This is a genomic window from Pseudoxanthomonas mexicana (assembly GCF_001556105.1).
GTDB lineage: Bacteria > Pseudomonadota > Gammaproteobacteria > Xanthomonadales > Xanthomonadaceae > Pseudoxanthomonas_A > Pseudoxanthomonas_A mexicana_A.
This window is the reverse complement of the sequence record NZ_LSIF01000019.1, coordinates 24,208-49,637: the sequence shown is the minus strand read 5'-3', so window position 1 is coordinate 49,637 and position 25,430 is coordinate 24,208. Positions and strand designations below refer to the sequence as shown.

At 69.0% G+C, this 25,430-nt stretch carries 24 protein-coding genes; 9 read left to right on the top strand and 15 right to left on the bottom strand.

Going from position 1 to position 25,430, the window contains the following annotated elements:
• Positions 1 to 683 precede the first annotated feature (683 nt).
• The 10 genes from AX730_RS02705 to AX730_RS02660 all read right to left on the bottom strand — a co-directional run bounded on the left by AX730_RS02705 (position 684) and on the right by AX730_RS02660 (position 13,142).
• On the bottom strand, positions 684 to 4,151 hold the full coding sequence (locus AX730_RS02705) for a hybrid sensor histidine kinase/response regulator (protein ID WP_062351573.1): 3,468 nt from the start codon (positions 4,149 to 4,151) through the stop codon (positions 684 to 686).
• A gap of 63 nt (positions 4,152 to 4,214) precedes the next feature.
• Positions 4,215 to 5,612, bottom strand: a complete 1,398-nt coding sequence (locus AX730_RS02700) for an FAD/NAD(P)-binding protein (protein ID WP_232310159.1) — start codon at positions 5,610 to 5,612, stop codon at positions 4,215 to 4,217.
• A gap of 49 nt (positions 5,613 to 5,661) precedes the next feature.
• Positions 5,662 to 7,080, bottom strand: a complete 1,419-nt coding sequence (gene cls, locus AX730_RS02695; RefSeq protein ID WP_062351570.1) for a cardiolipin synthase — start codon at positions 7,078 to 7,080, stop codon at positions 5,662 to 5,664.
• Between the two features lie 200 nt (positions 7,081 to 7,280).
• Entirely contained in the window at positions 7,281 to 7,445 is a 165-nt protein-coding gene (gene rpmG, locus AX730_RS02690; protein WP_027070918.1) for a 50S ribosomal protein L33, read from the bottom strand.
• Between the two features lie 13 nt (positions 7,446 to 7,458).
• Positions 7,459 to 7,695 carry a 50S ribosomal protein L28 gene (gene rpmB / locus AX730_RS02685; protein WP_062351567.1) on the bottom strand — a complete coding sequence of 79 codons (237 nt, stop codon included), beginning with the start codon at positions 7,693 to 7,695 and terminating at the stop codon, positions 7,459 to 7,461.
• 356 nt (positions 7,696 to 8,051) lie between these two features.
• Positions 8,052 to 9,839, bottom strand: coding sequence for a DUF885 domain-containing protein (locus tag AX730_RS02680; RefSeq protein WP_083537668.1), 1,788 nt, complete (start codon positions 9,837 to 9,839; stop codon positions 8,052 to 8,054).
• Between the two features lie 174 nt (positions 9,840 to 10,013).
• Positions 10,014 to 10,910, bottom strand: coding sequence for a ParB/RepB/Spo0J family partition protein (locus tag AX730_RS02675; RefSeq protein WP_062351564.1), 897 nt, complete (start codon positions 10,908 to 10,910; stop codon positions 10,014 to 10,016).
• Positions 10,910 to 11,707 carry a ParA family protein gene (locus tag AX730_RS02670; RefSeq protein ID WP_062351561.1) on the bottom strand — a complete coding sequence of 266 codons (798 nt, stop codon included), beginning with the start codon at positions 11,705 to 11,707 and terminating at the stop codon, positions 10,910 to 10,912. The genes AX730_RS02675 and AX730_RS02670 overlap by 1 nt, the downstream gene beginning before the upstream one ends.
• Before the next feature lie 185 nt (positions 11,708 to 11,892).
• A complete protein-coding gene (gene rsmG / locus AX730_RS02665; protein ID WP_062351558.1) occupies positions 11,893 to 12,549 on the bottom strand; it encodes a 16S rRNA (guanine(527)-N(7))-methyltransferase RsmG in 657 nt (218 codons plus the stop codon).
• On the bottom strand, positions 12,546 to 13,142 hold the full coding sequence (locus AX730_RS02660; RefSeq protein WP_062351555.1) for a 4'-phosphopantetheinyl transferase family protein: 597 nt from the start codon (positions 13,140 to 13,142) through the stop codon (positions 12,546 to 12,548). Before AX730_RS02660 ends, rsmG begins: the two co-directional genes overlap by 4 nt.
• A gap of 208 nt (positions 13,143 to 13,350) precedes the next feature.
• Here AX730_RS02660 and AX730_RS02655 point away from each other — a divergent pair, with 208 nt between their 5' ends.
• Positions 13,351 to 13,608, top strand: coding sequence for a GlsB/YeaQ/YmgE family stress response membrane protein (locus tag AX730_RS02655; protein WP_062351552.1), 258 nt, complete (start codon positions 13,351 to 13,353; stop codon positions 13,606 to 13,608).
• Between the two features lie 116 nt (positions 13,609 to 13,724).
• Here the strand turns inward: AX730_RS02655 and xth are convergent, their stop codons facing one another.
• The 3 genes from xth to AX730_RS02640 all read right to left on the bottom strand — a co-directional run bounded on the left by xth (position 13,725) and on the right by AX730_RS02640 (position 16,602).
• Positions 13,725 to 14,495: an exodeoxyribonuclease III gene (gene xth, locus AX730_RS02650; protein ID WP_062351549.1), complete on the bottom strand. Its 771-nt coding sequence runs from the start codon at positions 14,493 to 14,495 to the stop codon at positions 13,725 to 13,727.
• A gap of 79 nt (positions 14,496 to 14,574) precedes the next feature.
• Positions 14,575 to 15,066, bottom strand: coding sequence for a hypothetical protein (locus tag AX730_RS02645; RefSeq protein ID WP_062351546.1), 492 nt, complete (start codon positions 15,064 to 15,066; stop codon positions 14,575 to 14,577).
• Positions 15,067 to 15,072: 6 nt separating this feature from the next.
• On the bottom strand, positions 15,073 to 16,602 hold the full coding sequence (locus tag AX730_RS02640) for a coniferyl aldehyde dehydrogenase (RefSeq protein WP_083537667.1): 1,530 nt from the start codon (positions 16,600 to 16,602) through the stop codon (positions 15,073 to 15,075).
• 49 nt (positions 16,603 to 16,651) lie between these two features.
• On the opposite strand from AX730_RS02640, the gene AX730_RS02635 reads away from it, so the two are divergent.
• Together AX730_RS02635 and AX730_RS02630 are read left to right on the top strand one after the other, a co-directional pair.
• Positions 16,652 to 17,212 carry a gamma carbonic anhydrase family protein gene (locus AX730_RS02635; protein ID WP_407071466.1) on the top strand — a complete coding sequence of 187 codons (561 nt, stop codon included), beginning with the start codon at positions 16,652 to 16,654 and terminating at the stop codon, positions 17,210 to 17,212.
• A gap of 38 nt (positions 17,213 to 17,250) precedes the next feature.
• Entirely contained in the window at positions 17,251 to 17,547 is a 297-nt protein-coding gene (locus AX730_RS02630) for a VOC family protein (protein WP_062351544.1), read from the top strand.
• A 4-nt stretch (positions 17,548 to 17,551) separates the two neighbouring features.
• Here AX730_RS02630 and AX730_RS02625 read toward each other — a convergent pair whose 3' ends face one another.
• Positions 17,552 to 18,190, bottom strand: coding sequence for a Pr6Pr family membrane protein (locus tag AX730_RS02625; RefSeq protein ID WP_062351541.1), 639 nt, complete (start codon positions 18,188 to 18,190; stop codon positions 17,552 to 17,554).
• Between the two features lie 10 nt (positions 18,191 to 18,200).
• Positions 18,201 to 18,485, bottom strand: a complete 285-nt coding sequence (locus tag AX730_RS02620; protein WP_083537666.1) for a YkgJ family cysteine cluster protein — start codon at positions 18,483 to 18,485, stop codon at positions 18,201 to 18,203.
• Positions 18,486 to 18,641: 156 nt separating this feature from the next.
• On the opposite strand from AX730_RS02620, the gene AX730_RS02615 reads away from it, so the two are divergent.
• From AX730_RS02615 to AX730_RS02590, 6 genes are read left to right on the top strand one after another with little or no spacing between them, the layout of a single operon-like run.
• The gene (locus AX730_RS02615) at positions 18,642 to 19,322 is read left to right on the top strand and encodes an RDD family protein (protein ID WP_062351536.1); all 681 of its coding nucleotides are present in this window, start codon (positions 18,642 to 18,644) and stop codon (positions 19,320 to 19,322) included.
• The gene (locus AX730_RS02610; protein ID WP_062351532.1) at positions 19,319 to 20,317 is read left to right on the top strand and encodes a stage II sporulation protein M; all 999 of its coding nucleotides are present in this window, start codon (positions 19,319 to 19,321) and stop codon (positions 20,315 to 20,317) included. The genes AX730_RS02615 and AX730_RS02610 overlap by 4 nt, the downstream gene beginning before the upstream one ends.
• A complete protein-coding gene (locus AX730_RS02605; protein ID WP_062351522.1) occupies positions 20,307 to 21,878 on the top strand; it encodes a DUF4129 domain-containing protein in 1,572 nt (523 codons plus the stop codon). The genes AX730_RS02610 and AX730_RS02605 overlap by 11 nt, the downstream gene beginning before the upstream one ends.
• Positions 21,875 to 23,074: a DUF4350 domain-containing protein gene (locus AX730_RS02600; protein WP_062351580.1), complete on the top strand. Its 1,200-nt coding sequence runs from the start codon at positions 21,875 to 21,877 to the stop codon at positions 23,072 to 23,074. The genes AX730_RS02605 and AX730_RS02600 overlap by 4 nt, the downstream gene beginning before the upstream one ends.
• Entirely contained in the window at positions 23,071 to 24,072 is a 1,002-nt protein-coding gene (locus tag AX730_RS02595) for an AAA family ATPase (protein WP_062351515.1), read from the top strand. The genes AX730_RS02600 and AX730_RS02595 overlap by 4 nt, the downstream gene beginning before the upstream one ends.
• Before the next feature lie 52 nt (positions 24,073 to 24,124).
• Positions 24,125 to 25,423 (top strand): DUF58 domain-containing protein, encoded by a 1,299-nt coding sequence (locus AX730_RS02590; protein ID WP_062351512.1) that lies wholly within the window; start codon positions 24,125 to 24,127, stop codon positions 25,421 to 25,423.
• Positions 25,424 to 25,430: the final 7 nt, after the last annotated feature.

Below are 25,430 nucleotides of genomic sequence, written 5' to 3'. Positions count from 1 at the left end.
CGCGAAGCGGGTTCGGCTTGGACGAGTTGTTATGCACCAAGGTAAGCCCGAAGCCGGTCGCCTGCAACGGCTGCGCGATGACCGGGAGCCGGAAATCACCCACCGTCAGCCCGTAGCAGCGAGGGGCCGGCTGCGCTTGAAGCCGAAGCCGACAGCGCCGCCCATCCGCAAGCCGCGAACCTGGCCTAGAACCGCGCGGAGCACACACGATGCAACCGAAGCCAAGACAAGCGAAGCAGCAAAAGGCAGCGGAACCGGAACCGTCAACGGCCGATCAGCGCCGAAGCCAGTAACAACGCGAAGCCCGGTGACGACCGAAGCCGACCCAACAAGAACGCCCACCCACGCATAACGCCTAGTAGACCCCATTTTGGGGTGATATTGCCGAGTATTCAGGTAGTTGGGGTTGGGCGTCAACATGGAAAACGCTTTCCAATCAACTGCTTCCGCGGGGGCTGCGCAGCGGGCCGCTTTCTTGCTGCCGGAGATATTTGGATAAAGCGCAGGAGTGACTTGATATCAGTGTGGAGCGGGGGTGATAGCGCGGCTCGCTTGTCACCCACTTCAGGCCGGGACATAACCGGAATTGGCGGTGCAATCGCCGTCGTTCGAGCGATCCACGGACAAAGCCGGAGCGCGTCTGCATCGACAACGCGTTCAGTCTGCGGAGGTGAGACGGCTGGTCAATCGGTCGCCGGGGAAGGCACTGGCACATGATGCGCGGCCAGGAACGCGCGCAGCGAGGCGGGTTTTACCGGTTTGGTAAGCAAGCGGTAACCGCGCTCGCGGGCTTCGCGTTTCAGTTCGTCGCGGCCATCGGCGGTGAGCAGGGCGCCAGCGATGGGGCCGGGGCTGGCGGCACGCAGGGCGTCGAGCGTGGCCAGGCCGTCGAGCCGGTCGTGCAGGTGGTAGTCCACCAGCATCACCGCCGGGCCCTCGGCGATCTTCTCCAGCGCCTCGTCCACCGTCGTGGCGGTGATGACGTCCACCTGCCAGCGACCGAGCAGCGCCTGCATGCCGTCGATGATCTCGCGGTCGTTGTCCACGCACAGTACGCGCAGGCCGGCCAGCGAATCGCTGGACAAGGCTCGGCGCGCCGACGCGCGCCGTTCGCTGAGCGGCGATCCGCGTGGGACGACGATGGAGAACATGCTGCCGCGGTCGACGCTGCTGCGTGCGTCCAGTTCGTGTTCCAGCAGGCGCGAGATGCGCTGGCAGATCGACAGGCCGAGGCCGAGGCCGCGCTCGCCCCAGTCGAACGGCTGCTGGTAGCGGTGGAACTCGTTGTAGATCTGCCGCATGTGGTTTTCGGGAATACCCGGGCCGGTGTCCCACACCTGCAGCGCCACTCGCTCGCCCTGTACACGCATGCCGATCACGATGCGGCCCTCGCGCGTGTATCGCAGTGCGTTGGCGAGGAAGTTCTGCAGCACGCGGCGCAGCAGGCGGCGGTCGCTGCGTACCGGGATCGCGCGTGCGTGCACGTGCAGCTTCAGGCCGCGGCCGGCCGCCACGGGCGCGTACTGCGCGGCGAGCTCGCGCAGCAGTTCGCCGGCGTCGAAATCGGTGATCTGCGTGTGCAGGCCGCCGGCATCCAGGCGTGACACGTCCAGCAGGCCATCCAGCAGTTCCTCGGCGGCGCGCAGCGACGCATCGACGCGCTCGGCCAGGTGCTGGCGTTCCTGTGCCTGCGGATCGCCGCCCTGTTCACTGTCGCGCAGTGCGCTGACGAACAGGCGCGCCGCGTTGAGCGGTTGCAGCACGTCGTGGCTGATTGCCGCGAGAAAGCGCGTGCGTGACTGCTGCGCGTGCTCGGCGGCTTCGCTGCGTTCGGCGACGCGCTGTTCCAGCGTTTCGTTGGTTTCCAGCAGCAACGCTTCGGCATGCTTGAAATCGGTGATGTCGTTGTAACTGGTGACATAGCCGCCGCCGGGCAGCGGTTGCCCGCGCATTTCGATCACCTGGCCGTCGGGACGCACGCGTTCGAAGATATGCGGCGAACCGGCGCGCATATAGCGGATGCGCTTGTTGATCTGTGCGTCGATGTCGCCGTCGCCGAGTTCGCCACGCTCGGCGTTGTAGCGGATAAGATCGGCGACCGGACGTCCCACGTACAGCATGCCGTCCGGATAGCCGAACATCTGCTGGTAGCGCCGGTTCCATGCCACCAGGCGCATGTCCGGATCCACCACGCTGACGCCGGCGCTGATGTTCTCCAGCGTGGTCGACAGGATCTCGCGGTTGAAGCGCAGCTCTTGGCCCGCCTGGTCGAGCACCGCGACCACTTCGCCCAGCTCCATGCCCGAGCCGCGCAGCACGCTGGTCAGCACGATGCGCGCGGAGGCCGCACCGATCGCGGCGGCGAGCAGGCGCTCGGTGAACTGGACCCACGCCCGGTCGGCCGGCGCATGGGGCTGGAATTCGCGTTCGAGCAGCTGCGCCTGCTCGGCGAACGCACGGCGCGCGTGGCGCTCGCCGACCACGCGCTCGGCCAGCGTACGCAGGTCGCCCACGCGCACGCTGCCCGGCCATTCGCCGGCGACCAGTGCGGGACGCTGCGCATAGGGATCGAGGAAGGGCGCGGCGCGCAGGCGTTCGTCGACGCCGGGACGCGAGCGTGCCGAGACGATCATCATCGCGCCCGTGTTGACCAGCAGCGACCAGAACGTGCCGTGCGTCAGCGTGTCCCAGCCGCTCAGGCCGAACAGCTGCTGCGGGCGCAGCCAGCGGATGCCGAACGGGCCGTCATGCAGCCACAGCAGGTCGAACCAGCCGGCCTGCGTCATCGTCGGCAGCAGCAGCGTGTAGATCCAGGTGGCGAAGCCGAGCACCATGCCGACCTCCACGCCGCGCCGGCTGGCGCCGCGCCAGTACAGGCCACCGATCAGGCCGGGTGCGAATTGCGCGACCGCGGCGAATGCCATCAGGCCGTACGACGCCAGCGTGCTGTCGTTGCTGCTGCTGCGGTAGTACGAGTACGCCGTCAGCGCCAGCAGCAGGATCGCCACGCGGCGGATCCACAGCACGCGCGAAGCGACGTCGGCTTCGGCATGGTGGTCCGCCCAGCCGCGGCGCAACAGGACCGGCATGATCAGGTCGTTGCTGACCATCGTGGCCAGCGCGATGCTCGCCACGATCACCATGCCGGTGGCGGCGGAGAAGCCGCCGACGTAGGCGATGATCGCCAGCGCGGTGCGACCTTCCGCCAGCGGCAGCGCGAGCACGTAGCTGTCGTCGGCCACGCTGGTGCCGCCGAACAGCGCCGCACCGGCGGCGGCCACCGGGATCACCATCAGCGAGAACAGCACCAGGTAGCCGCCGAACAGCCAGCGCGCCTTGCGGATATCGCCGACGTCGCTGCATTCCACCACCGCCACGTGGAACTGGCGCGGCAGGCACACGATCGCCAGGAAGCCGAGCAATGTCTGCGCGATGAAGCCGACCGGCGGCGCATTTTCGAACAGCGTGCGCGCGGAATCGGTGACGCGGAAGGCGTTGTCGTCCAGCCACAGGTAGGCGAACACGCCCACCGCGATCATGGCCACCAGCTTGACCACCGACTCCAGCGAGATCGCCAGCATCATGCCGTGGTGGTGCTCGGTGGCGTCGACCTGGCGCGTGCCGAAGAGCGCGGCGAACAGCGCCATCAGCAGCGCGACGTACAACGCGGGATCGGTGAAGAAGCCATGCGGGCTGTCGCCACCTTCGCCGCTCAGCACACTGAGGCTCATTGCCACGGCCTTGTACTGCAGCGCGAGATACGGCACCACGCCGATCAGCGCGATCACCGTGACCAGGGCGGCCAGCCGGCGCGAACGGCCGTAGCGCGAGGAAATGAAGTCCGCGATGGAGACCGTGTTCTCACTGCGGGCGATCAATGCCAGCCGTTCGATGATGCGCCAGCCGAACAGCAGCAGCAGGACCGGGCCGAGGTAGATCGGCAGGTAACCGAGGCCATTGCGCACCGCGCTGCCGACCGCGCCGTAGAACGTCCACGACGAGCAGTACACCGCCAGCGCCAGGCTGTAGACGACCGGGCGAAGCCAGGGGCGGTCGGGGTACATCGGGCGGCGGTCGCCCCACCACGCCACGCCGAACAGCAGCGCGGCATAGCCGACCGACACCAACAGCAGGATCCAGCTCGAAACCAACGCCCTCTCCCGGCGCTCAGAACGCTGTCGAGTGTACCGGCTGGCGCATGCCGCGGCCGCGGGTCAGGGTGCGGGAACCGCCAGCAGTTCGCGCACGGCGGTCTCGGCCTGCCCGCGCAGCTCGGGGATGGCGATGCTTTCCCACACGCAGCCGATGCGCAGGCTGCCGAGGATGAACACGCGCGGCTGCGGGTTGCCGTCGGCGTCGACCATGCGGCCATCGCGCGCGGCCTTCAGGCCGATGCCGTGCGGTCCCGGCTGTGCGTGGCCCTTGCCCAGCACGTCGTGCAGCAGCGGATTGCGCATGGTCTGCGCGCGCATTTCCACGCCGGTGGCGTTGACCACGTAGTCGACGTCGAACTCGTCGGTGCGACCGTCGCGGGTATGCGTGGTCACGCGCAGGCGGCGGCCCTCGTTCATCACCGTATCCAGGCGGCCGCGGTGCAGGCGCAGCTGGCCGCGGTCGAGCAGGGCCTGCAGCATGGCGTGCACCTCCGGCGCGATGCGGTGACGGTGCACGTCCCACTGGCGCACCACGTGGCGCAGGAAGCGGCGCTGGTCGGGCAGCGACAGCGACTGCCACAGCGCCTGGCCGTGCGGACGGATGCGTTCCATCGCCGCTTGCCACGGCAGGCCATCGGCGACGGCCTGCTTCGCCGCCACGCGCAGGAAGCGCATGCGCGCGCGCAGGTCCATCGCCTGCAGCGGCGCAGGATCGAAGGTCGCTGCGGCGCCATGGCAATGCGGCAACGGCAGCAGGGCATGGCGCGACAGCACGTGGATCGCGCCGGTGTGGCCGTTGTCGGCCAGGCTGAGCACGGTATCCACCATGCTCAGGCCGGAACCGATGATGCAGAGCTCGGCGTCGGTCGGGATCGCCTTCACCGCGTCGAAATCCCAGGCCGCCAGCGAGCGGCCTTCGGGCAGCTGCGGTGCGCCGCGCGCCGGCAGCGGCTTCGGCGTATTGCCGACCGCGAGCACCACGCCGGCGGCCTCGAGCGGTCCGTGCGCGGCCAGGTGCAGCGTCGCACCGTCGTCGCGCGCATCGAGTTCGGGCACGCTGTCCTGCACGATCTGCAGCGAGGCCGGGCTGGCGGCGATGGTTTCCTGCAGGCGCGTGCGCAGGTAGTCGCCGTAGCGGCGGCGCGCAATGAAGGCGTGCGCCAGCGTCTCGCGGTCCGGGCCATCCGGCGGTGTGGTGGCGACGACGTAATCGAGGAAATCCGCAGGGCGGTCGTCGAAGGCGCTCATGCGGCCTGCAGGCACGTTGAGGACGTGTTCGCCGTAGGTGGTCGCATAGGCCACGCCCTGCGCCAGCACCTCACGCGGCTCGATCATCACGATGCGCAATGGCGTGGTGGCCAGGCGCAGTGCCTGCATCGCCGCGAGCACGCCGCCGGCGCCGCCGCCGATGATCGCGAGGTCGCAGGGCGGCAGGGGCATGTCGGTCGCGGCAGTCATGCCGCCATTGTAGGCGAACGGGCCGCGGCGCTCCTGCGGCACGGCGTCGTTACATCAGCGAGTCCGCGAGGCGAGCGATGCCTTCGCGGCTGCGCTGCCAGCCCGGCCGCTGTCGCCAGCGGTCGCGGTCGACGTCGTCGGCATGCGCGAGATAATCTGCCTCGATCGCGCGGATCCGCGCGACGACATCGGCGTCGTAGCAGACCAGGCCGATCTCCGCGTTGAGCGCGAACGAACGGATGTCCAGGTTGATCGAACCGACCAGGGCGATGTCGTCGTCCACCGTCAGGTGCTTGGCATGCAGGAAGTGCGGCCGGTACAGCGCGATCTTCACCCCGCAGGCCAACAGTTCCTCGTAATACGACTGCTGCGCCCACGCGGTCAGCGGCTGGTTGTTGGTGGCCGACAGCACCAGTTGCACGTCCACGCCGGACAGCGCGGCGATCCTCAGCGCACTGAGCGTGGCGTCGTCCGGGACGAAGTAGGGCGTGGTCAGCACCACGCTCCGGCGGGCGAGATGGACCAGTGCGTTGACGGTATCGCGTGCGTTCTCGAACGGATACGCCGGTCCGCTGGGCAGCAGCTGCGTGGCGACATCCTGCGGCTGTACCTGGAGGTCGGGTTGCACGTCGAGGCGCTCCCCGGTTTCGATGTACCAGTCGCTCGCGAACACGCCTTCCAGATGCGCCACCACCGGTCCCTGTACGCGCGCGACCAGTTCGCGGTTCGGATGGCCGGGCACGAACACGGCGTCGGCCAGGTTCTGCGACCCGACGTAGCCGATGCCGTTGTCGATCACGGCGATCTTGCGGTGGTTGCGCAGGTCCATGCGCCCGCTGCGCCGCCACTGCAGGCCGCCGGGCAGCATCGCATACACCTGGACGCCGGCCGCGCGCAGGCGCGGGGCGTAGGCGCGCAGGCCACGCTTGGCACCGACCGCATCCAGCAACATCCGGCATGCGACACCGCGGGCGACGGCGCGGGAGAGCGCGGCAGTGACGGCCTCGCCTACGGCATCGTCGAACATCAGGTAATACAGCAGGTGGACCTGCTGCGTGGCGCCGTCGATATCGTCGAGCAGTGCGCGCAGCGAGGCGTCGTAATCGTCGAGCAACGCCACGGTATTGCCGTGCGTGGGCATGAAGGCGCCCTGGCGTTCGATCAGCGGCGCCATCTCGGCGGCGGCGCCGTCGCGCGGCGTCCAGCGCAGGGCGCTGAGCGGGCGCTGTTCTTCGCGGATCACATCCGACGCGCGCGCCTGCCGCTCGATGCGTTCGCGCGACAACCACGGATGGCCGAGCAGCAGGTACAACGGCAGGCCGAGCAGCGGCACGAAACCGACCAGCAGCAGCCAGCTGCGCGCGGCGGCCGGCGTGGTCCGGCTGGGAATCCACCACAGCGCGGCCAGCCGGATCAGCCAGTCGACGATCAGCAGCGCGGTGCCGAAGGACCAGTCCATGCGGCGCATCCGTCCGAGGGGGATGGCCTGATTCTGCTGGTGCGGGCGGGCAAAGAAAACCCGAGTAGCGGTTCCTTCTCCCCGCATGCGGGGAGAAGGTGCCCGAAGGGCGGATGAGGGGCAGCTTTTCCGCGTGGTCGGAGCAAAAAAGAAAAACCCCGCCGAAGCGGGGTTTTCTGGAGGCGGTGGGCCGGGCTTTCGCCCCAGGCTCACTTGATCTTGCCTTCCTTGTAGATCACGTGCTTGCGCACGACCGGGTCGTACTTCTTGATTTCCATCTTGCCCGGGGTGTTCTTCTTGTTCTTGTCCGTCGTGTAGAAGTGGCCGGTGTTGGCCGAGGAGATCAGACGGATCTTGTCGCGCTTGGATGCCATGGTCGGTTACTCCTCAGATCTTCTCGCCGCGCGCACGCAGCTCGGCCAGGACGGAGTCGATGCCGTTCTTGTCGATGGTGCGCAGCGCGTGCGCGGAAACTTTCAGCTTGATCCAGCGGTTCTCGCTGGCGACCCAGAAGCGACGCTCATGCAGGTTGGGCAGGAAACGACGACGGGTCTTGTTGTTGGCGTGGCTGACGTTGTTACCCGTCATCACACGCTTGCCGGTCACTTGGCATACGCGGGACATACGCACCTCGATAGATAGATTGTGTCGCCCGTAGCCCGGGAAACGGCGGCCCGGCGTACGGCCTGCGGACAGGTCGGACACCACGCGATACGGCAGGAAAACCGCTGCTGACACAAGCCGGAATCGCGCTTCCGGCCGCAGATCCGGTCATGCCGGACGCAGCGAGCCGGCGATTATGCCGAGGTTTCCCTTGCCCTGCAAGCACTTAGGGCGGGCCGGGCGCCAGATCGCCGGGCCGGCGACGCGTTGGGCCAATGCCCACCCCGTGGCGTGGGTCGGGCCTTGGCCCGACATCGCGGCGTTTCGGGGACCGGAGGGCCGGACGGGCAAGGTGGGCCGAGGCCCACCCTACGGGGTCACGGCGCGGCCGTCGCCGGCTTGGCCGGCCCGGCCTTGCTCTCCGTGATAAAGGCGCGGATCTGGCTTTCCAGCACCGGCAGGGTCACCGAGCCCTGTTTCAACACGGCGTCGTGGAAGGCCTTCACGTCGAACTTCGGCCCCAGCGCCTGCTCGGCCTCGCCGCGCAGGCGGACGATGGCGATCTCGCCCAGCTTGTAGCTCAGCGCCTGGGCCGGCCAGGAGATGTAGCGGTCGACCTCGGTGGTGACCTCGTGTTCGGACAGGGCGGTGTGGTCGCGCAGGTAGGCCAGGGCCTGGTCGCGGGTCCAGCCCTTGTGGTGCACGCCGGTGTCGATGACCAGGCGGGTCGCGCGCCACATCTCGTAGGTCAGCCGGCCGAAGTCCTCGTACGGCGTCTCGTAGATGCCCATCTCCTTGCCCAGCTTCTCGGTGTACAGCGCCCAGCCTTCGCCATAGGCGGAGATGTAGTTCTCGCGGCGGAAGGCGGGCTGTTCGCCCTGTTCCTGCGCCAGCGCGGCCTGCAGCGAGTGGCCGGGCGAGGATTCGTGCAGGGTCAGCGCCGGCAGGTTGTACAGCGGGCGCGAGGGCAGGTCGTAGGTGTTCAGCCAGTAGGTGCCCAGGCCGCCGCGACCGGCGGTCCAGAACGGCGCGATGTCGGCCGGCACCTCGACGATGGTGAAGCGCCCGCGCGGCAACGTGCCGATGACCTTGCCGACCTCGCCGTCCACGCGCTTGGAGATCCACGCGGCGCGGTCGAGCAGTTGCTGCGGCGTCTTGGCGTAGAACTGCGGATCGGTGCGCAGGAAGGCCAGGAACTCGGCGAACGTGCTGTCTGGAGTCCGGCCCTTGAAGCCGGTCTGCGTGATGACCTCCCGCATCTCGGCCTGGATGCGCGCCACTTCCTTCAGGCCGATCTGGTGGATCTGCTCGGCGCTGAGGTCGAGCGTGGTGTATTCGCGGATCTGCTGCGCGTAGAACGCCTTGCCGCCGGGCATCGCTTCCGCGGCCAGCGTGGTGCGCGCCTGCGGCACGTACTCGCTGCGGAAGAAGGTCAGCAGCGTGCCGAACGCCGGCACCACCTGCTGGCTGATCGCGTCGCGGACGTCCTTGCGCAGCGCCTCCTGCTCGGCGGCCGGGATGCCGGCGGGCATCTTCCTGTACGGCGCGTAGAACGCGGACTGCTCGGGGTCCTTCAGGTCGGCCACCGCGGCGATCGATACATCACGGCCATCCAGCACCGCACGCGGCACGGTGAAGCCGCGCTTCAGGCCGCTGCGCATGTTGGTGATGTGCTGGTCGAAATGGCGTGGCACATCGCGCAACCGCGCGGCGTAAGCGCGGTAGTCGTTCGCCGTCTTCATCGGCCGGCGCGCCATGAACGACAGGTTCGACCAGAACGACGAATCCGAATTGAACGGCATCTCGTAAGCGCGCAGGCGGACCTTGTCGGCCAGGTTCTCCACCTGCGGGCGATAGATCGCCAGGTTCATGCGGTTCTCCGGCGACAGCGCCGTCGCATCGAGGCCGTCGAGGTCCTTCAGCACCTGCTCCCACACCTGTAGCCGCGCTAGTTGTGCGTCGGCGCTGACATCCGGCAAGCGGCGCTTGTCGCCGCTGGTGTCGGCGTCCTCGTCGGCCTGGCCGGTCTGCTCCTGCCGCCACTTCCACTCCTTCTCGTACAGCGCCTGGAAGCGCTGGTCGGCGTCGGAGGGAGCGAAGGCAAGCGCGTGCAGCGGAGCGCAGGCGAGCAGCAGGGCGGCGGTGCGGAGATTCAAAGCGGACATCCGGTGGAAGCGGAAGCCGGATGGTAATGCAGGGGCGATGTGCCCGTCCGGGCGGCATGGCCCGTTGTGGGAGCGACGTAAGTCGCGAGCTGTTGCTTATCGGTGAATCAGCCTCAGCGCTATCGCGACTTGCGTCGCTCCCACATCCCGCATTCCCACAACCGCCTGAGCGCCTCAGCCCTTCGGGCGCAGGCGCTCGAGCACGCCGTCCAGCGTGTCCAGATCGGTGTACTGGATGATCAGCTTGCCCTTGCCGCCGCGGCCGTGGGCGATGGTCACGCGGGTGCCGAGGCTTTCGGACAGTTCGGTCTCCAGCGAGGCGATGTCGGGCTGCGGTGCGGCTTTCGCCGGCTTGGCCTTCTTGCCATTGACGGGTACCTTGCCGGCAGCGAATTGCTGCGCGCGGTGTTCGACTTCGCGCACCGACCAGCCCTGTTCGGCGGCGTCGGAGGCGAGCTTGCTGGCCAGGTCGGGCGACAGCGTCAGCAGCGCACGCGCATGGCCCATTTCGAGGCGGCGCGCTTCCAGCAGGGCGCGGATCGCCGGCGGCAGTTCCAGCAGGCGCAGCAGGTTGGACACCGCGGCGCGCGAGCGGCCGACGGCGCCGGCGGCCTCGGCGTGGGTCAGAGCGAATTCGTTGATCAGGCGCTGCAGCGACTGCGCTTCTTCCAGCGGGTTGAGGTCTTCGCGCTGGATGTTCTCGATCAGCGCCATCGCGATGACGGTGCGGTCGTCCAGTTCGCGCACGACCACCGGCACTTCGGCCAGGCCGGCTTCCTGCGACGCGCGCCAGCGGCGCTCACCGGCGACGATCTCGAACTTGGCTGGCGATAGTTCGCGCACGACGATCGGCTGGATCACGCCCTGCGCCTTGATCGATTCCGCCAGCTCGCTGAGCTTGGAGGGATCCATCGCCATGCGCGGCTGGTACTTGCCTGGCTGCAGGTGCGCGACCGGCAGCGTGCGCAGGGCTTCGCCCGGCTGCGCTTCCGGCGGCGGCGTCTCGGCGGCCTTCGGGCCGAGCAGGGCTTCCAGGCCGCGACCCAGGCCGCGCTTCTTCGGGGCGCTCATCACGCGTGCTCCATGTGCTGCTGTTGCTTCTTGCGGTCGGCCGCGCGGCGCAGGATCTCGCCGGCCAGGCCCAGGTAGGCGACGCCGCCGCGCGAGGCGCGGTCGTAGCCCACGATGCTCTGTCCGTGGCTGGGCGCTTCGGCCACGCGCACGTTGCGCGGCACGATGGTGCGGAACACCTTGTCGCCGAAGTGCGTGGTCAGTTCGCCGGAGACGGCGTTGGCCAGGTTGTTGCGGATGTCGAACATCGTGCGCAGCACGCCTTCGATCTCCAGGCCGGGATTCAGGCGCGCGCGCAGTGCGTCGATGGTTTCCATCAGCGCCGACAGGCCTTCCAGCGCGTAGTACTCGCACTGCATCGGCACCAGCACCGAATCGGCGGCGGTCAGCGCGTTGAGCGTGAGCAGCGACAGCGCCGGCGGGCAGTCGACGATGATGAAGTCGTAGTCGTTGCGGATCGGCTGCAGCGCGCTCTTCAGGCGCTGCTCGCGGCCTTCCACGTCCATCAGCTGGATCTCGGCCGCGGTCAGGTCGATGTTGCCCGGCATCAGGTCAAAGCCCTCGGCGGTGGTCACCACCGCGGCCTTCGCGTCCACCTCGCCCAGCAGCACGTCGCAGGTGGACGCCTCCACCTCGCGCTTGTCCACGCCGCTGCCCATCGTCGCGTTGCCCTGCGCATCCAGGTCGACCAGCAGCACCCGCTGCGGCGCGCGTGCCAGCGCGGCGGCCAGGTTCACGGCGGTGGTGGTCTTGCCGACTCCGCCTTTCTGGTTGGCGACGGCGATGATGCGGGCCATGCGAGGGCGCCTTATCGAATCCGGGGTGAGGGGGGATTATGCGGGGTCGGGAGCGGGCGTGCGAAATCATCCCAACGGACGTACCGGCCGCGGCCGGTCATGGGGCTGCGTTCTCCCATCGCCATGCCGGAAGCGGCTCAGTCATATCAAGGAGTTACCTCCCGCGCGCTGGCGCGCGCCATGCTTCACTCGTGGCGGACGACGACCATGTGGCGTTCGCCCACCAGGCCGGGCACGGCCAGCGATTCGATCGTGGCTACCGACCAGCCGGTGGGCAGGACGGCGATCTCCTCGTCCGGGCGCACGCCCTTCATCGCCAGCAGCGTGCCGCCGGGCTTCAGCAGGTGCCCGCCGACCTCGATGATGCCGGCCAGCACGTCGAGCGCACGCGCGGTCAGCGCGTCGTAGGCCTGCGGTTCGTCCAGCGCTTCCGCGCGCGACTCGGCCACGCGCGCGTTGTCCAGTTTCAGCGTGCGCACGGCCTCGCGCAGGAAGCGCGCCTTCTTGCCGTTGCTCTCCACCAGCGTCACCCGCAGGCCGGGCTTGGCGATCGCCAGCGGAATGCCGGGCAGGCCGGGTCCGGTGCCGAGGTCGGCCAATGCACCGCCGCGCGCGGCCAGCTCATCGACGAAGGGATGCATCGCCAGCGAATCCAGCAGGTGACGCGTGACCATCTCGCGCGGGTCGCGGATGGCGGTGAGGTTGTAGGTCTTGTTCCAGCGGTCGAGCAGGGCCAGGTAGGCGAGCAGGCGCGGCGCCAGCGCATCGGCGTCGAGTCCCAGCGTGCCGAGGCCGCGATGGAGGTCGTCGCGCAGGTCGGCGGGGAAGGCGGTGTCGTTCATCGCGGCATTATCGCAGGCCGCCACGCTGCACCGCGCGGATGCCACGCCAGCGCGGCGCGATAGTCCGGGCGTGGTGCCCACTCGTGCAGGTGCCAGTCGTCCACGCGACCCAGCGCGGGATCGCACCACGCCAATCGCACGCCCTCGGCAGCGAGCCGCACATGGAAGCGATGCAGGCCGAAGGCGATGCCCTGGCCGTGCGCCTTCAGCACCGCCTCCTTGGCGCACCACAGGCGCACGAAGGCGAGCATGCGCATGTCGTCGCCATCGAGCGACAGCAGCCAGGCGGTTTCGTCGGGGTGGTAGAAGCGACGCGCCAGTTCCATCGCCCGCGGTCGCGGCCGGAGCCGTTCGATGTCCACGCCCAGCTCCACGTTCTCGCCCAGCGCCAGCAACAGCGCTTCGCCGCTGTGGCTCCAGCCGGTCTCAAGCGCATGCAGCGGCGCGATGAAGTGTGGACGCCCCTGGGGATCGCGGGTGATCGGCAGTGCGTGCGGCGCGGTGTCCAGCACGCGCGCAAGATGCTCGCGTGCCGCGGGTTCGCCGCGCTGCCGCGGTGCGTGCGGCAACAGCCACAGCGCGATCCCATCCATCCGCCAGTCCGCGCCGGCATCGCGCCAACTCACGTTGGGGCGTCCGTGGCGTGGTGCGGCACAGCGTGCATGCACCGGAGGATGGCGTTATGAAACACAGGCACGGACGCTTCCCCCATGTGGAATAACGACGGCTTCACGTCGTTGGTCGAAGATTCAAGCGTGCCCCGCGCGACGGGGTCCTGTCCATCGAGGGAGACGCGACGAAATGAATTTTCTCATCTATCTGATCGTGGGTGGCATCGCCGGTTGGCTGGCCAGCATCGTGATGAAGCGCGATGGCTCGCAAGGCATCATCCTGAATGTCGTGGTCGGCATCATCGGCGGTTTCCTCGGCGGCTGGCTGCTGCCGACGCTGGGTCTTGGACTGGGCGGCGGCTGGGTCGGCTTCCTGATCACCGCGTTCATCGGTGCCGTGGTCCTGCTGCTCATCGTCAACCTGTTCTCGAGGGGCAGGGCGAGGTAACGGTTCCGCTGCGGCCGCGTGCGCGTTCGAGACGCACCCAGGGTCCGTGGCAATGCAAAGGCCCGGCAGCGATGCCGGGCCTTTGTTCATCCGGACGCGCAGCCTGCGGCGACGGCTTAACCGCCCAACCGCACCCACGCCGGTGCGTGGTCGCTCGGTCGCTCCCAGGTACGCGGCTCGCGGTCGATGCCGGATTCCACCGCATCCGCGCGCAGCGCATCGGATACCAGCGTCAGGTCGATGCGCAGGCCCAGGTTGCGGCGCAGGCCGCCCATCCGGTAATCCCACCAGCTGTAGACGTTGGCTTCGTCGCTGTGCAGGCGGAACGCGTCGTGCAGCCCCAGCGCGTACAGCCGCTGCAGCGCCGCGCGCTCGGCGGTGGAGGTCAGGATGTGGTCGTCGTTCCACACCTTCGGGTCGAACACGTCACGGTCGTCCGGCGCGATGTTGAAATCGCCCATCACCACCAGCCTGGGATGGGCCTTGAGTTCGGCGGCGATCCAGTCGTGCACGGCGTCGAGCCAGCGCAGCTTGTACGCGTACTTGTCGGTGCCCACGTCCTGGCCGTTGACCACGTACAGGTTGATGATGCGTACCTCGCCGACGGTGGCGGCGATCACGCGCTTCTGCTCGTCCTCGAAGCCGGGAATGCCGATCTGCACATCGCCGATCGGCTCGCGCGACAGCAGCGCCACGCCGTTGTAGGTCTTCTGTCCGGCGAACACGCTGCGATAGCCCGCCTCCGCCAGCGCGGTGTCGGGGAACTTGTGATCTTCCAGTTTCGTTTCCTGCAGACCTACGACATCCGGCGCGAACGCGCCCAGCCATTGCGTGAGGTGCGGCAGGCGCACGTTGAGCGAATTGACGTTCCAGCTGGCGATCTTCATGGCGGGATTCTAAGCGAGGACGATCGATGACGCGTCCACCGGTGGAAACCGCATCCATCGGCCAGCGGCGCGTCCCGCCTCAGCCACCCTCCACGTCCACGCGGATATGCGGGAAATGCGTCGCCAGATCCTTCGCCCACTGCACCGCGTCGTAGGGAACGCCGCGCTCGGACGGGAAGCGCAGCGGCGCGTCGTCGTGGTCGTACAGGAACACGCGGTCGTCGCTCTCGTCCGGTCGCTGCACGCGGATCCGCGCGATCCGGTTGAGCGCGATGGCGTGTTCGCCGGGGGCGATCTCGTCGTCCCACCACCACAGCGTGCGCGCCTCGAGGTCCAGCCGGCTGCCCCAGCGGCGCACGTGTACCAGCATCGCCAGCGCCATGCCGGTCATCGCCACGCCCATCAGGAACGCCACTGACACCAGCCACGGGGCGCATTCGCGTCCACTGGGGTCGCAGTTGCTGGCCGGGTCCACCGTCAAGCCGGCGTATACGAACATGCCGCCGACCAGCAGCAGCATGTAGACGCGCAGGTCTGTGCGGGTACTGCTGCTGCGGACGAGCTTGCGCATGCGTGGCTAGCGGATGATGAAATCGATGAACCGCGCGACCTTCGAGTACGGCGGCTTCAGCAGGTCGCTGCCGGCGCGGCGCGGCTGCCACAGTACCGGCAGCGCCTTGCTCATCGCATCGAAGCCGGAGCGGCCGTGGTAGGCACCCATGCCGCTGGGGCCGATGCCGCCGAACGGCAGCGCGTTGATGCCGAAGTGCAGCACGGTGTCGTTGACGGTGACGCCGCCAGCCAGCGTGGTGCGCAGGATCGTTTCCACGCGCGCGCGATCGTGGCTGAAGGGATACAGCGCCAGCGGCCGGTCGTGCGCGTTGACGTAGGCAATGGCGTCGTCCAGCGAGTCGACGGTGCGGATCGGCAGGATGGGGCCGAAGATCTCGTCCTGCATCACCTTCGCGTCGTCGCCGGGTTCGATGACGACGGTCGGCGCGAACAGGCGCTGCGTGCGGTCGTGCGTCGGCGCCAGCGGCACCACGTCGTGGCCGCGCTGGCGTGCGTCGTCCAGATAGCTTTCCAGCCGCGCGAACTGGCCGTCGTTGATGATGCGGGTGAAGTCGCCGGCATCGGACAGGTCGCCGTAGCGCGCCGCGACTTCGTTCCGCAGCGCCTGCACCAGCGCATCGCGTCGCTGGCGACCGACCAGCAGCACGTAGTCCGGTGCGATGCAGGTCTGCCCGCCGTTGAACCACTTGCCCGTCGCCAGGCGCGCCGCGGCCTGGTCCACGGGGAAATCGTCGCAGACGATGGCCGGCGACTTGCCACCCAGCTCCAGCGTCAGCGGGGTCAGGTTCGGCGCGGCGGCGGCCATCACCTTGCGGCCCACCGCGGTGGAGCCGGTGAACACCAGGTGGTCGAACGGCAATGCGGCGAACGCGCCCGCCACCTCGGCACCCCCGGCGGCCACGCTGACGCGCTCCGGCGGGAATACCTCCGCCAGCAGCGAGCGCAGGAAGGCGGTCGTGCGCGGCGTGTGTTCCGACGGCTTCAGGTACACGTGGTTGCCGGCGGCGATGGCGGTCGCCAGTGGAATCAGCGCCAGGTTCACCGGGTAGTTCCACGGCGCGATCACGCCGACCACGCCGACAGGCGCGTGGCGGATCTCCGCGCGCGCCGGCCAGAAGCGCCAGCCCACGCCGACGCGCTTCGGCTTCATCCAGCGACGCAGGTGCGAGGCGAGATGGTCGATCTCGTTCAGCACCGTCATGCCGTCGGCGATCAGCGATTCGTGCCGCGAGCGGTGGCCGAAATCGGCGGCGATGGTATCGGCCATTTCCGGCAGCCGGCGCTTCAGCGTGTCGCGCAGCCGCTGCAGGTCGTCGCGGCGCTGCGCGTCGTCGGGCGTGCGCGCCTGCCAGGCCTGGCGCAGCCGCTGCAGCGTCGGTGCCAGCACGGCGACCGGCGTGTCGCCCTCGGGAACCGGCGCGGCGTTGCCCGGAGTGGTGTCGGGTTTCGCCGCGTTCGCCGCCGTGATCGCGGCGTTGGCGGTAATGATGGCGGCGTTGGCAGCGGTCGTGGCGGCGTGCGGGAAAGTCGTCATGGCCCGAGTGTATGCCTTCCTTTTGGGGCGGGCGCACTACAATGCCGGCATGGATCCGAATCTGACCGCCCTGCGCCCCTACCTTGACCGTTTTCCCGTCCTCGGGCCGCGTGTCTACGTCGATCCCGCCGCCACGATCATCGGTGACGTCGAACTGGCCGAAGACGTCTCGGTCTGGCCGGGCACCGTCCTGCGCGGCGACGTCAACTTCATCCGCATCGGCGCGCGCACCAACGTGCAGGACGGCACCCTCGTCCACGTCAGCCACCACAGCCCGTTCAACAAGGCTGGCTATCCCACGCTGATCGGTGCCGACGTCACCATCGGCCACGGCACGATCATCCATGCGTGCACCATCGAAGACCTGTGCCTGATCGGCATGGGCGCCTGCATCCTCGATGGCGCGACGGTGAGGAAGTACGGCTTCCTCGGCGCCGGCGCGGTGCTGGGTCCGGGCAAGGTGGTCGGCGAGGCCGAACTCTGGCTCGGCAATCCGGCCCGGTTCGTGCGCGCGCTCTCCGACAAGGACATCGAGAGCCTGCATTATTCGGCGGCGCACTACGTGCGGCTGAAGGACCATTACCTGCAGCCGACATCCCCCGCTGCATGATGGCCGGCAGCGCATCCCGCGCTGCCCGGACCCTCCGCATGGCCTGGAAGCCGGAGGGCTACACCTCGGTGTCCCCGTATCCCGTGGTCGATGGCGCGCAGCGCACGATCGATTTCCTCGTCACCGTGTTGGATGCCGAAAGGATGGCCGGCTGGCCGCCCATCGCCAGCCACGTGCATCTCCATCCGCCCGATGTCGACGCCACGTGGTCGCGCGCGCCGGCGGTCGCCGCCGAGCCGGTGCAGGCACCGGAAGAGAACGGCGATGGCGACCGCCGCGGCGGCTTCCGCGATGTCGGCGGCACGACCTGGTGGATTTCCACGCGGGTGGCGTGAGCGCCTAGCGCGTCGGTGGCAGCCGGCGCTCGATCGCCTGGAACACGAACGCGGTGACAAGCGACGCCACCAGGATGACCACGATGGTCAGCCCGACGCGGCCATATCCCAGCGTGTCCGCATTGAGGAAGGGATAGGGATACCAGCCCGTCAACGCACCGTGCACCATCGTGTAGACCAGCCAGGCGACGGGCCAGACGAACGCCCAGCGGATCGTGCGCGCATCGATCCGCGGGCGCGGCCCCAACAGCAGCCAGCCCGCCAGCGCCCACACCGGCGAGAACTGGTGGAAGCCGGCGTTGATCCAGATGCCGATGCCGCTGGGCTGCACGAGTCCCGACAGCAGCGTGGCGAACACCACGCCCGTCACCGCGATGCCGAGCAATGCGTCCAGCCGCAGCACCCGCCACAGCGCACCGTCGCGGTCGGGCCGCATCACCAGGCTGATCGCCGCCGCCAGCACCAGCAGGTTGCTCTGCACGGTGAAGTAGCTGAAGAACCGCAGCAGTTTCACCGGAAGCGGAACCGGCGCCGCCGCGGTGGCGGTGTTCACGTCCTGCCCGCCCATCACCAGCAGCGCCAGTTGTGCGATCACCGTGGCCGCGATCACTGCGGCGAGGATCATGTTCCAGGTCCGCTGCATGCGTGCTCTCCTAGGGAAAGGACAACGTGATCGTTGCGGTGGCGCGCTCGAGGGCGGACAGCAGCGCCATGGCGTCCTGCCGGCTGGTGCCGCACATGTCGGGTCCGGGCTTCAGTGTGCCGCAGAACGAAGGCCGTTCCGGGGTGCCGAACAACCGGCAGCGCAACCCATCGTCCAGCTGGACGCACGGGACGCCGGCCGGCTTGCCCTGCGGCATGCCGGGGATCGGCGAGGTGATCGAGGGCGCAGTACAGCAGGCCGCGCAACCCGGTCGGCAGGAGAAGACGGTGTCCACGATGGCGCGCAGTGTAGCTGGGCAAGGATGGCGTTCGCGGCTAAAGTCGCGAGGCATGGGGAAGGCGCATGGACAGCGGGACACTCGGGTTCCACCACATCGATCCGGTCGCGGCCATCGCGCTGCCATGGGGACCACGCCCGTGGTGAGCGGCTGATGCTGGATACCTATCGCGAAGTCGTCACGCCCGAGGGCGTGGGCCTGCACCTGCCGGCGGCGGGTCCGGTGCCGCGCGCGCTGGCCTGGGGCATCGACCTGGCCATCCGGCTCGGCATCGTGGCGGTCATGGCGATGCTGCTGGCCGTGCTGGGCAAGGTGGGCAACGGCCTGCACCTGATCGTGGTGTTCCTGGTGTTCTGGGCGTACCCGATCATCCTGGAGTCGCTCTGGCGCGGACAGACGCCCGGCAAGAAAGCCCTCGGCCTGCGCGTGGTGTCTGCCGACGGCGCGCCGCTCGGTTGGCTGGCCGCGATCACGCGCAACCTGCTGCGGACCGTCGACATGCTGCCGTTCGGCTATGCCACCGGCCTCGTCGCCTGTCTGGCCGACCCGCATGCGCGCCGCTTGGGCGACATGGTCGCCGGTACGCTGGTCGTGCATGCCGGCGGCGAGCGCGACCACGCGCCGGCACCGGTCAATACCGTCTTCGTGCCGCCCGCGCAGCTGTTGCCGGAGGAACAGGGCGCGATCGTCGCGTTCGGTGAGCGCGCGCCGCAGCTGACCGCATCGCGCCAGGAAGAACTGGCCAATCTTGCCCAGCCCATCACCGCCGCGCAGGGCCAGGTGGGCGTGCAGCGGTTGTACGGCATGGCCAACTGGTTGCTGGGCCGCCGATGAGACAGGAACAGTTCGTCGCCCGCCACCAGGCGGAATGGCTCGCCTTCGAATCGTGGTTGCACGCACGTGGCGAGAGTGCACGGCGGGCGCGCGCCGAGCGCAACCATGGCGCACTCACCGACGAGGACGTGCCGGCACGCTACCGGCGTATCTGCCAACACCTCGCGCTGGCGCGCAGCCGCGGGTACAGCCCCGCCGTGCTGGATCGCCTGCAGGCGTTGATGCAGGCAGGCCACGGCGTGCTCTACCGCACGCCGCCGCCGCGCTGGCAGCGTGCGGCACGCTTCCTGCTGGCGGATTTTCCGCGGCTGGTGCGCAGCGAGGCCGGCTGCATGTGGGTGGCGGCGGCCGTGTTCGTGGTCCCGCTGGTGCTGATGTTCGTGCTGCTGCAGGTCCGTCCGGAACTCGTGTACAGCATCGCCTCGCCCGAACAGGTGGCGATGTACGAACGCATGTACGACCCCAGCGATCCCAGCCACGCACTCGGTCGCGAGAGCGGTACCGACTGGGAGATGTTCGGCCACTACATCTGGAACAACATCAGCATCGGCCTGCGCACGTTCGCCGGTGGACTGGTCGCCGGCGTGGGGGCGCTGTTCGTGCTGATCGTCAACGGCGTCGGCATCGGCACGGTGTTCGGCCACCTTCACCAGATCGGTTACGGCGATCCGCTGTGGCGCTTCGTCTGCGGGCATGCGCCGTTCGAACTCACCGCGATCGTGCTGGCCGGCGGTGCCGGCCTGCGGCTGGGACTGAGCCTGATCGCGCCCGGGCAATACCGGCGCATCGATGCGCTGGCGCGTGCGGGGGTGAAAGGCGCTCGGCTGTGCCTGGGCGTGGCCTTCATGCTGCTGGTCGCGGCGTTCATCGAAGCCTTCTGGTCGTCGACGCAATCCGTTCCCGCCGCCGTGAAGTACAGCGTGTCCGGCGTGCTGTGGACACTGGTGGCGCTGTGGCTGGGCTTCGGCGGGCGCGGGGTGGCCGATGAGGATTGAGCAGCTGACGGTCCGCCTGCGCGCGCGTTCCGACTGGGAAGCCATCGAGCTGGGCATGGCGCTGGTGCGCCGGCATGCCGGCGCCATCTGGGCGCCGTGGCTCTGGCTGACGCTGCCGGTGTTCGCGCTGTTGAATCTCGGCGCGTGGTGGATCGACCAGGTCTGGCTGGCCGCGGTTCTGATGTGGTGGCTGAAGCCCGCCTTCGATCGCATCCCGCTGTACGTGATCTCGCGCGCGGTGTTCGGCAGCGTGCCGTCGACGCGCGCGACGTTGCGCGCGCAACTGGGCTGGGGCACGCGCACGCTGCTGCACCTGCTCACCTGGCGTCGCCTCAGTCCCGTGCGTTCGCTGTACATGCCGATCGACCTGCTGGAAGGCGTGCAGGGCGAGCGCCTGGGCCAGCGCCGTCGCGTGCTCGGCGGGCAGGCCTACGGCACGGCGATCCTGCTGACCTGGATCTGCCTGGTGTTCCAGGGCGTGCTGGTCCTGGGCGGCATCGTGGCGGTGGTGATGTACCTGCCGCAGGACCTGTTGCCGGACAGCGTGCAGGCGGCCTTCGCCGTCGCTGCCATCGAATGGCCGTTGTGGTTCAAGCTCGCGTGGAATGCGCTGGCCTGGACGGCGATCAGCGTGATCGAACCGTTCTACGTCGGCGCGGGCTTCGGCCTGTACCTCAACCGGCGCACGCAGATCGAGGCCTGGGATCTGGAGATCGTCTTCCGCAAGCTGCGCGCACGGCTGTCCGCCGCCGCCCCTGTCGCGCTGGTCGCCATGCTGTGGGTCGGCATGGTGGGCGGTGCGGAGGCGCAGGAGCGCCATGGTGCGCCGCCGGTTGCCACGCCCGCGCCCGCGGTGTCGGACGCGCAGGAAGAAAAGCCGACGCCACCGACGCTGCCGATCGTGTTCGGCGACCAGCGTGTCGATGATCGTGCGTTCCGCAAGGCGGCCGACCAGGCGTATCGCGATCCGCTGCTGGACCGCACCCATGTGCAGTCCAGCTGGGAGCGCCGCGACCCGGACCGGAAGAAGCCCGACGACGCGTCGGACTCCGACAAGGCCTGGTTGTCGGGCATCGGTGCCGCGCTGGCCTTCATCGGCGAATGGGGACTGTGGCTGGTGGTCGGCGTCCTGGTGCTGGCGCTGCTGGCGACTGCGCGCTACTGGTGGCCGTGGATGCGCGGCCTCGCGCGGCCGGATGCCGCGCCGCCCGAGGCGCCGCAGATCGATGCGCTGGTGCTGCCGGATGCGTTGCCGGAGGATGTCGCCGCGGCGGCACGCAGGTGGTGGCGCGAAGGCCGCCCGCGCCAGGCCCTGGCGCTGCTCTATCGCGCCAGCGTGGACAGCATGAGCCGACGCGTCGACATCGTGCTGCCACCCGGCGCTACCGAAGCGGAATGCCTGCGCGCGTCGCGGCGCCTGCCGCAGGCGGAGGACCGGAACGTGTTCGCACGCATCGTGCGCACGTGGCAGTACGCCGCCTATGCCGAGCGCCTGCCGGACGAAGCCGAGTTCGACGCGCTGGTCGGCGAACTGCAGCGGCGCTACGGGTGGGCGTCATGACGTCCGCGCGCCGCAACGGCCGCGTGGTCGGCGCGACGCTGGTCGTCGTGCTGGTGGTGCTCGCCCTGCTGGGCCTCTGGTTCCGCCACACCTTCCATCGCGTCGAGAAGACCCTGCATCTACCGCCTTCAGGCGAGGCCGCCTACAACCCGCTGTACGCGCTGGCGAAGACGCTGGAAGCCGATGGCGTGAAGGTCAACGCGCGCCAGCGCCTGATGCTGGACGACAACGCATTGGCCGCGGGCGATACGCTGTTGCTGTTCAACGATCCGCGCGCGCTGTCGCCGCCGGAGGCCGAACGCCTGCTGGCATGGGTCGAGGAGGGCGGACACCTGTTGATCCGCACGCCGCTGTACGCGCCAGGCGAAGACACGATGGGGCCGGATGCGCCGCAGTCGGCGATGCTGGACCTGCTGTCGGCGTGGCTGGTGGATGAAACGCCCTCCTGCGTGGATTTCCAGGTGGAAGGCGAGGACCATCACGTCGAGTTCTGCCGTGGCCGGCGCTTCGCATTCGACGGCGTGGTGCCCGAGTTCGCCTGGGGCGACCTGCAACATGGGTATGTCTACGCCCGCGTCGCGGCCGGGAAGGGGCGCGTCGACGTATTGGCCGATTTCGATTTCATGGCCAATACCGCCACGCGCAGCTTCATGCAGGAAACGCTCGACGCCCCGCCGGTCGGTGGCCTGCGCGATGGCCCGCATCGCGCACTGGCGCGGCAGGTGCTGGCGCCGAACTACCGCCAGGGCACCATGCACCTGGTCTACGCGGCGGAAATGCCGTCGCTGTGGCGCACGCTGTTCCTGCGCGGGTGGATGGTGTGGGCGCCGCTGCTGCTCGCACTCGCCGCGTGGCTGTGGATGCGCATGCAGCGCTTCGGTCCGCCGCTGCCATCGCCGGCCGGCGAGCGTCGCTCGCTGCTCGAACACGTGCGCGCGAGCGGCGAACATCTTTACCGCTACGGCCGTGGCGTCATGCTCTATTCCGCCGTCAGGCAGGCGTTCCTCGCGCGCCTGCGCCGTCGCGATCCCGTCGCCGCCGCACTCAGCGGCGACGCGCAGGTCGCCGCCATCGCCGACCGCACCGGCCAACCGGCCGACCGCATCCGCACCGCCCTCAACGTTCCTGCCTCGCACGACCGGCAGGGCTTCCGTGACCGCATCTCCCTGCTGATCCAACTGAGAAACCGCCTATGAACGACGAGACCGCCGCCGCGCCGCCCGCGCTTCCGCCGACGCCCGGCAATGCGCTGTCCCAGCGCGTCGAGGCCGTGCGCGAGGAAGTCTCGCGCGCCTTCATCGGTCAGCCCGACGTGCTGGACCAGATCCTGATCGCGCTGCTCGCCGGCGGCCATGTGCTGATCGAGGGTGTGCCGGGACTGGGCAAGACCCTGCTGGTGCGCGCGCTGGCGCAGGCGCTGGAGCTGAGCTACGCACGCGTGCAGTTCACGCCCGACCTGATGCCCAGCGATGTCAGCGGCCATGCCGTCTACGACCCGAAGACCGAGAGCTTCCAGATCCGCCGCGGCCCGGTGTTCACCAACATCCTGCTGGCCGACGAGATCAACCGCGCACCCGCCAAGACCCAGTCCGCCCTGCTCGAAGTGATGCAGGAAGGCCAGGTCACGATCGAAGGCAAGTCATTCGCACTGTCGCCGCCGTTCATCGCGCTGGCCACGCAGAACCCGGTGGAGCAGGAAGGCACCTATCCGCTGCCGGAAGCGCAGCTGGACCGCTTCCTGCTGAAGGTGCTGATCGACTATCCGGCGCTGGAGGACGAGAAGCGCATGGTCGATGCGATCACCACCGGGCGCACCGCCGCCGACTTCGACCTGTCGCAGGTGAAGCGCGTGCTGGGTGCCGCCGACATCGCGGCGATGCAGCGCGAGACGGCCGCGATCCGCGTCGATCCCGAAGTGATCGACTACGCCGTGCGCATCGTCGCCGCTACCCGCAAGTGGCCGGGCATCTCGCTGGGCGCCGGTCCGCGCGGCAGCCTCGCGCTGGTGCGTGCGGCACGGGCGCAGGCCGTGCTGCAGGGGCGCGACTTCGTCACGCCCGACGACGTGCGCGACATCGCCCGGCCCGCCCTGCGCCATCGCATCACGTTGTCGCCGGAACTGCAGATCGAAGGGCAGTCGCCGGACGATGCATTGCGCGCGTTGCTGGCGAAAGTGGACGCTCCCAGGAAATGAGCGCATCGCTGCGACCGAGAGCGGTGTTGCGTAGCGTGCCGGGTATCCGCGGGTGAGGCCTGCGCCGCTGCTCATTGCGCTGATCGCCGGCTGGGGACTGGCCGGCCTGGCCGTGCCGTTCCTCGGCTGGCCGCTGTGGCAATGGCAGCTGGTGGGTGTGGTGCTGCTGCTGCTGTCGGCGCTGGACGCGTGGTGGTTGCGTGGCCGCCCCACGCCGGAGATCGTGCGCGACGTGCCCGAGGCGCTGCCCCTGGGTATCGAGCGCGAGGTGGCATTGTCCTTCGAGTCGCGGGTGCGGCAGCGGCTGGAGGTCTTCGACCTGCACCCTGGCGGTTGGCCGGCATCCGGGATGCCTCGCCGTCTCGCCCTGGCGCCGATGTCGGCGACGCGCATCACCTACCGCCTGCGGCCGACCGCGCGCGGTGACGCTGCGTTCGACGGCGTGCACCTGCGGCTTCGCTCGTTGCTGATGCTGTGGCGGCAGTCGCGGGTCGCCGGCATTCCGCAGCGGGTGCGCGTGTACCCGAACTTCGCACCGTTGACCCGCTTCGCGCTGTTCAGCGCCGAACAGGCGTCGCGCCTGGTGGGCGCGCACCTGAAACGACGTCGCGGCGAAGGCACCGATTTCAACCAGATGCGCGAGTACCGCATCGGCGACAGCCTGCGCCAGATCGACTGGAAGGCGACGGCGCGTTCGCGCAAGCTGATCTCGCGCGAGTACCAGGATGAGAAGAACCAGCAGTTGGTGATGCTGATCGACACCGGCCGCCGGATGATGGCGCGCGAGGACGGGCTGGGGCATTTCGACCACGTGCTCAATGCGTCGCTGGTGGTCTCGTACCTGGCGCTGCGGCAGGGCGACGGCGTGGGCCTGTTCGCCGCCGGAGGCGACCGCCGCTGGGTCGCGCCACAACGTGGCATGGGCGCCATCGATACGCTGCTGCGCGCCAGCTACGACCTGCAGCCGCGCGCGGTCGCCACCGACTACCTGGCGGCGGCCACCGAATTGAGCTTGCGCCAGCGCCGCCGCGCGCTGGTGATGCTGGTCACCAACGTGCGCGACGAGGACATCGACGACCTGCTCGCCGCCGTGCGCCTGCTGCAGAAGCGGCACCTGGTCTGCGTGGCCAGCCTGCGCGAGACCTCGCTGGACGATGCACTGGATGCCGACGTACGCGACCTTCAGGGCGCGATCCATGCCGGTGCGGTCGCGCGGTATCTGGAACAGCGCACCGCGGCGCACGATGCGCTGCGCAGCCATCGGGTGATGGTGCTGGACGTCACCGCGGACGAATTGCCCGCGGCGCTGGTGGAGCGCTACCTCGCGGTGAAGCGCGACGGCGTGCTCTAGGGGGTTG

Bases quoted from the DNA above. Each gene is read 5' to 3' on its own strand.
- AX730_RS02675 (WP_062351564.1), bottom strand. From the start codon at position 10,910: ATGAGCGCCCCGAAGAAGCGCGGCCTGGGTCGCGGCCTGGAAGCCCTG.
- cls (WP_062351570.1), bottom strand. From the start codon at position 7,080: ATGCGCCGCATGGACTGGTCCTTCGGCACCGCGCTGCTGATCGTCGAC.
- AX730_RS02610 (WP_062351532.1), top strand. From the start codon at position 19,319: ATGAGACAGGAACAGTTCGTCGCCCGCCACCAGGCGGAATGGCTCGCC.
- rsmG (WP_062351558.1), bottom strand. From the start codon at position 12,549: ATGAACGACACCGCCTTCCCCGCCGACCTGCGCGACGACCTCCATCGC.
- rpmG (WP_027070918.1), bottom strand. From the start codon at position 7,445: ATGGCATCCAAGCGCGACAAGATCCGTCTGATCTCCTCGGCCAACACC.
- AX730_RS02605 (WP_062351522.1), top strand. From the start codon at position 20,307: ATGAGGATTGAGCAGCTGACGGTCCGCCTGCGCGCGCGTTCCGACTGG.
- AX730_RS02615 (WP_062351536.1), top strand. From the start codon at position 18,642: ATGCTGGATACCTATCGCGAAGTCGTCACGCCCGAGGGCGTGGGCCTG.
- AX730_RS02635 (WP_407071466.1), top strand. From the start codon at position 16,652: ATGGATCCGAATCTGACCGCCCTGCGCCCCTACCTTGACCGTTTTCCC.
- xth (WP_062351549.1), bottom strand. From the start codon at position 14,495: ATGAAGATCGCCAGCTGGAACGTCAATTCGCTCAACGTGCGCCTGCCG.
- AX730_RS02600 (WP_062351580.1), top strand. From the start codon at position 21,875: ATGACGTCCGCGCGCCGCAACGGCCGCGTGGTCGGCGCGACGCTGGTC.
- AX730_RS02680 (WP_083537668.1), bottom strand. From the start codon at position 9,839: ATGTCCGCTTTGAATCTCCGCACCGCCGCCCTGCTGCTCGCCTGCGCT.
- AX730_RS02700 (WP_232310159.1), bottom strand. From the start codon at position 5,612: ATGACTGCCGCGACCGACATGCCCCTGCCGCCCTGCGACCTCGCGATC.
- AX730_RS02670 (WP_062351561.1), bottom strand. From the start codon at position 11,707: ATGGCCCGCATCATCGCCGTCGCCAACCAGAAAGGCGGAGTCGGCAAG.
- AX730_RS02625 (WP_062351541.1), bottom strand. From the start codon at position 18,190: ATGCAGCGGACCTGGAACATGATCCTCGCCGCAGTGATCGCGGCCACG.
- AX730_RS02630 (WP_062351544.1), top strand. From the start codon at position 17,251: ATGGCCTGGAAGCCGGAGGGCTACACCTCGGTGTCCCCGTATCCCGTG.
- AX730_RS02595 (WP_062351515.1), top strand. From the start codon at position 23,071: ATGAACGACGAGACCGCCGCCGCGCCGCCCGCGCTTCCGCCGACGCCC.
- rpmB (WP_062351567.1), bottom strand. From the start codon at position 7,695: ATGTCCCGCGTATGCCAAGTGACCGGCAAGCGTGTGATGACGGGTAAC.
- AX730_RS02660 (WP_062351555.1), bottom strand. From the start codon at position 13,142: ATGGATGGGATCGCGCTGTGGCTGTTGCCGCACGCACCGCGGCAGCGC.
- AX730_RS02655 (WP_062351552.1), top strand. From the start codon at position 13,351: ATGAATTTTCTCATCTATCTGATCGTGGGTGGCATCGCCGGTTGGCTG.
- AX730_RS02645 (WP_062351546.1), bottom strand. From the start codon at position 15,066: ATGCGCAAGCTCGTCCGCAGCAGCAGTACCCGCACAGACCTGCGCGTC.
- AX730_RS02640 (WP_083537667.1), bottom strand. From the start codon at position 16,602: ATGACGACTTTCCCGCACGCCGCCACGACCGCTGCCAACGCCGCCATC.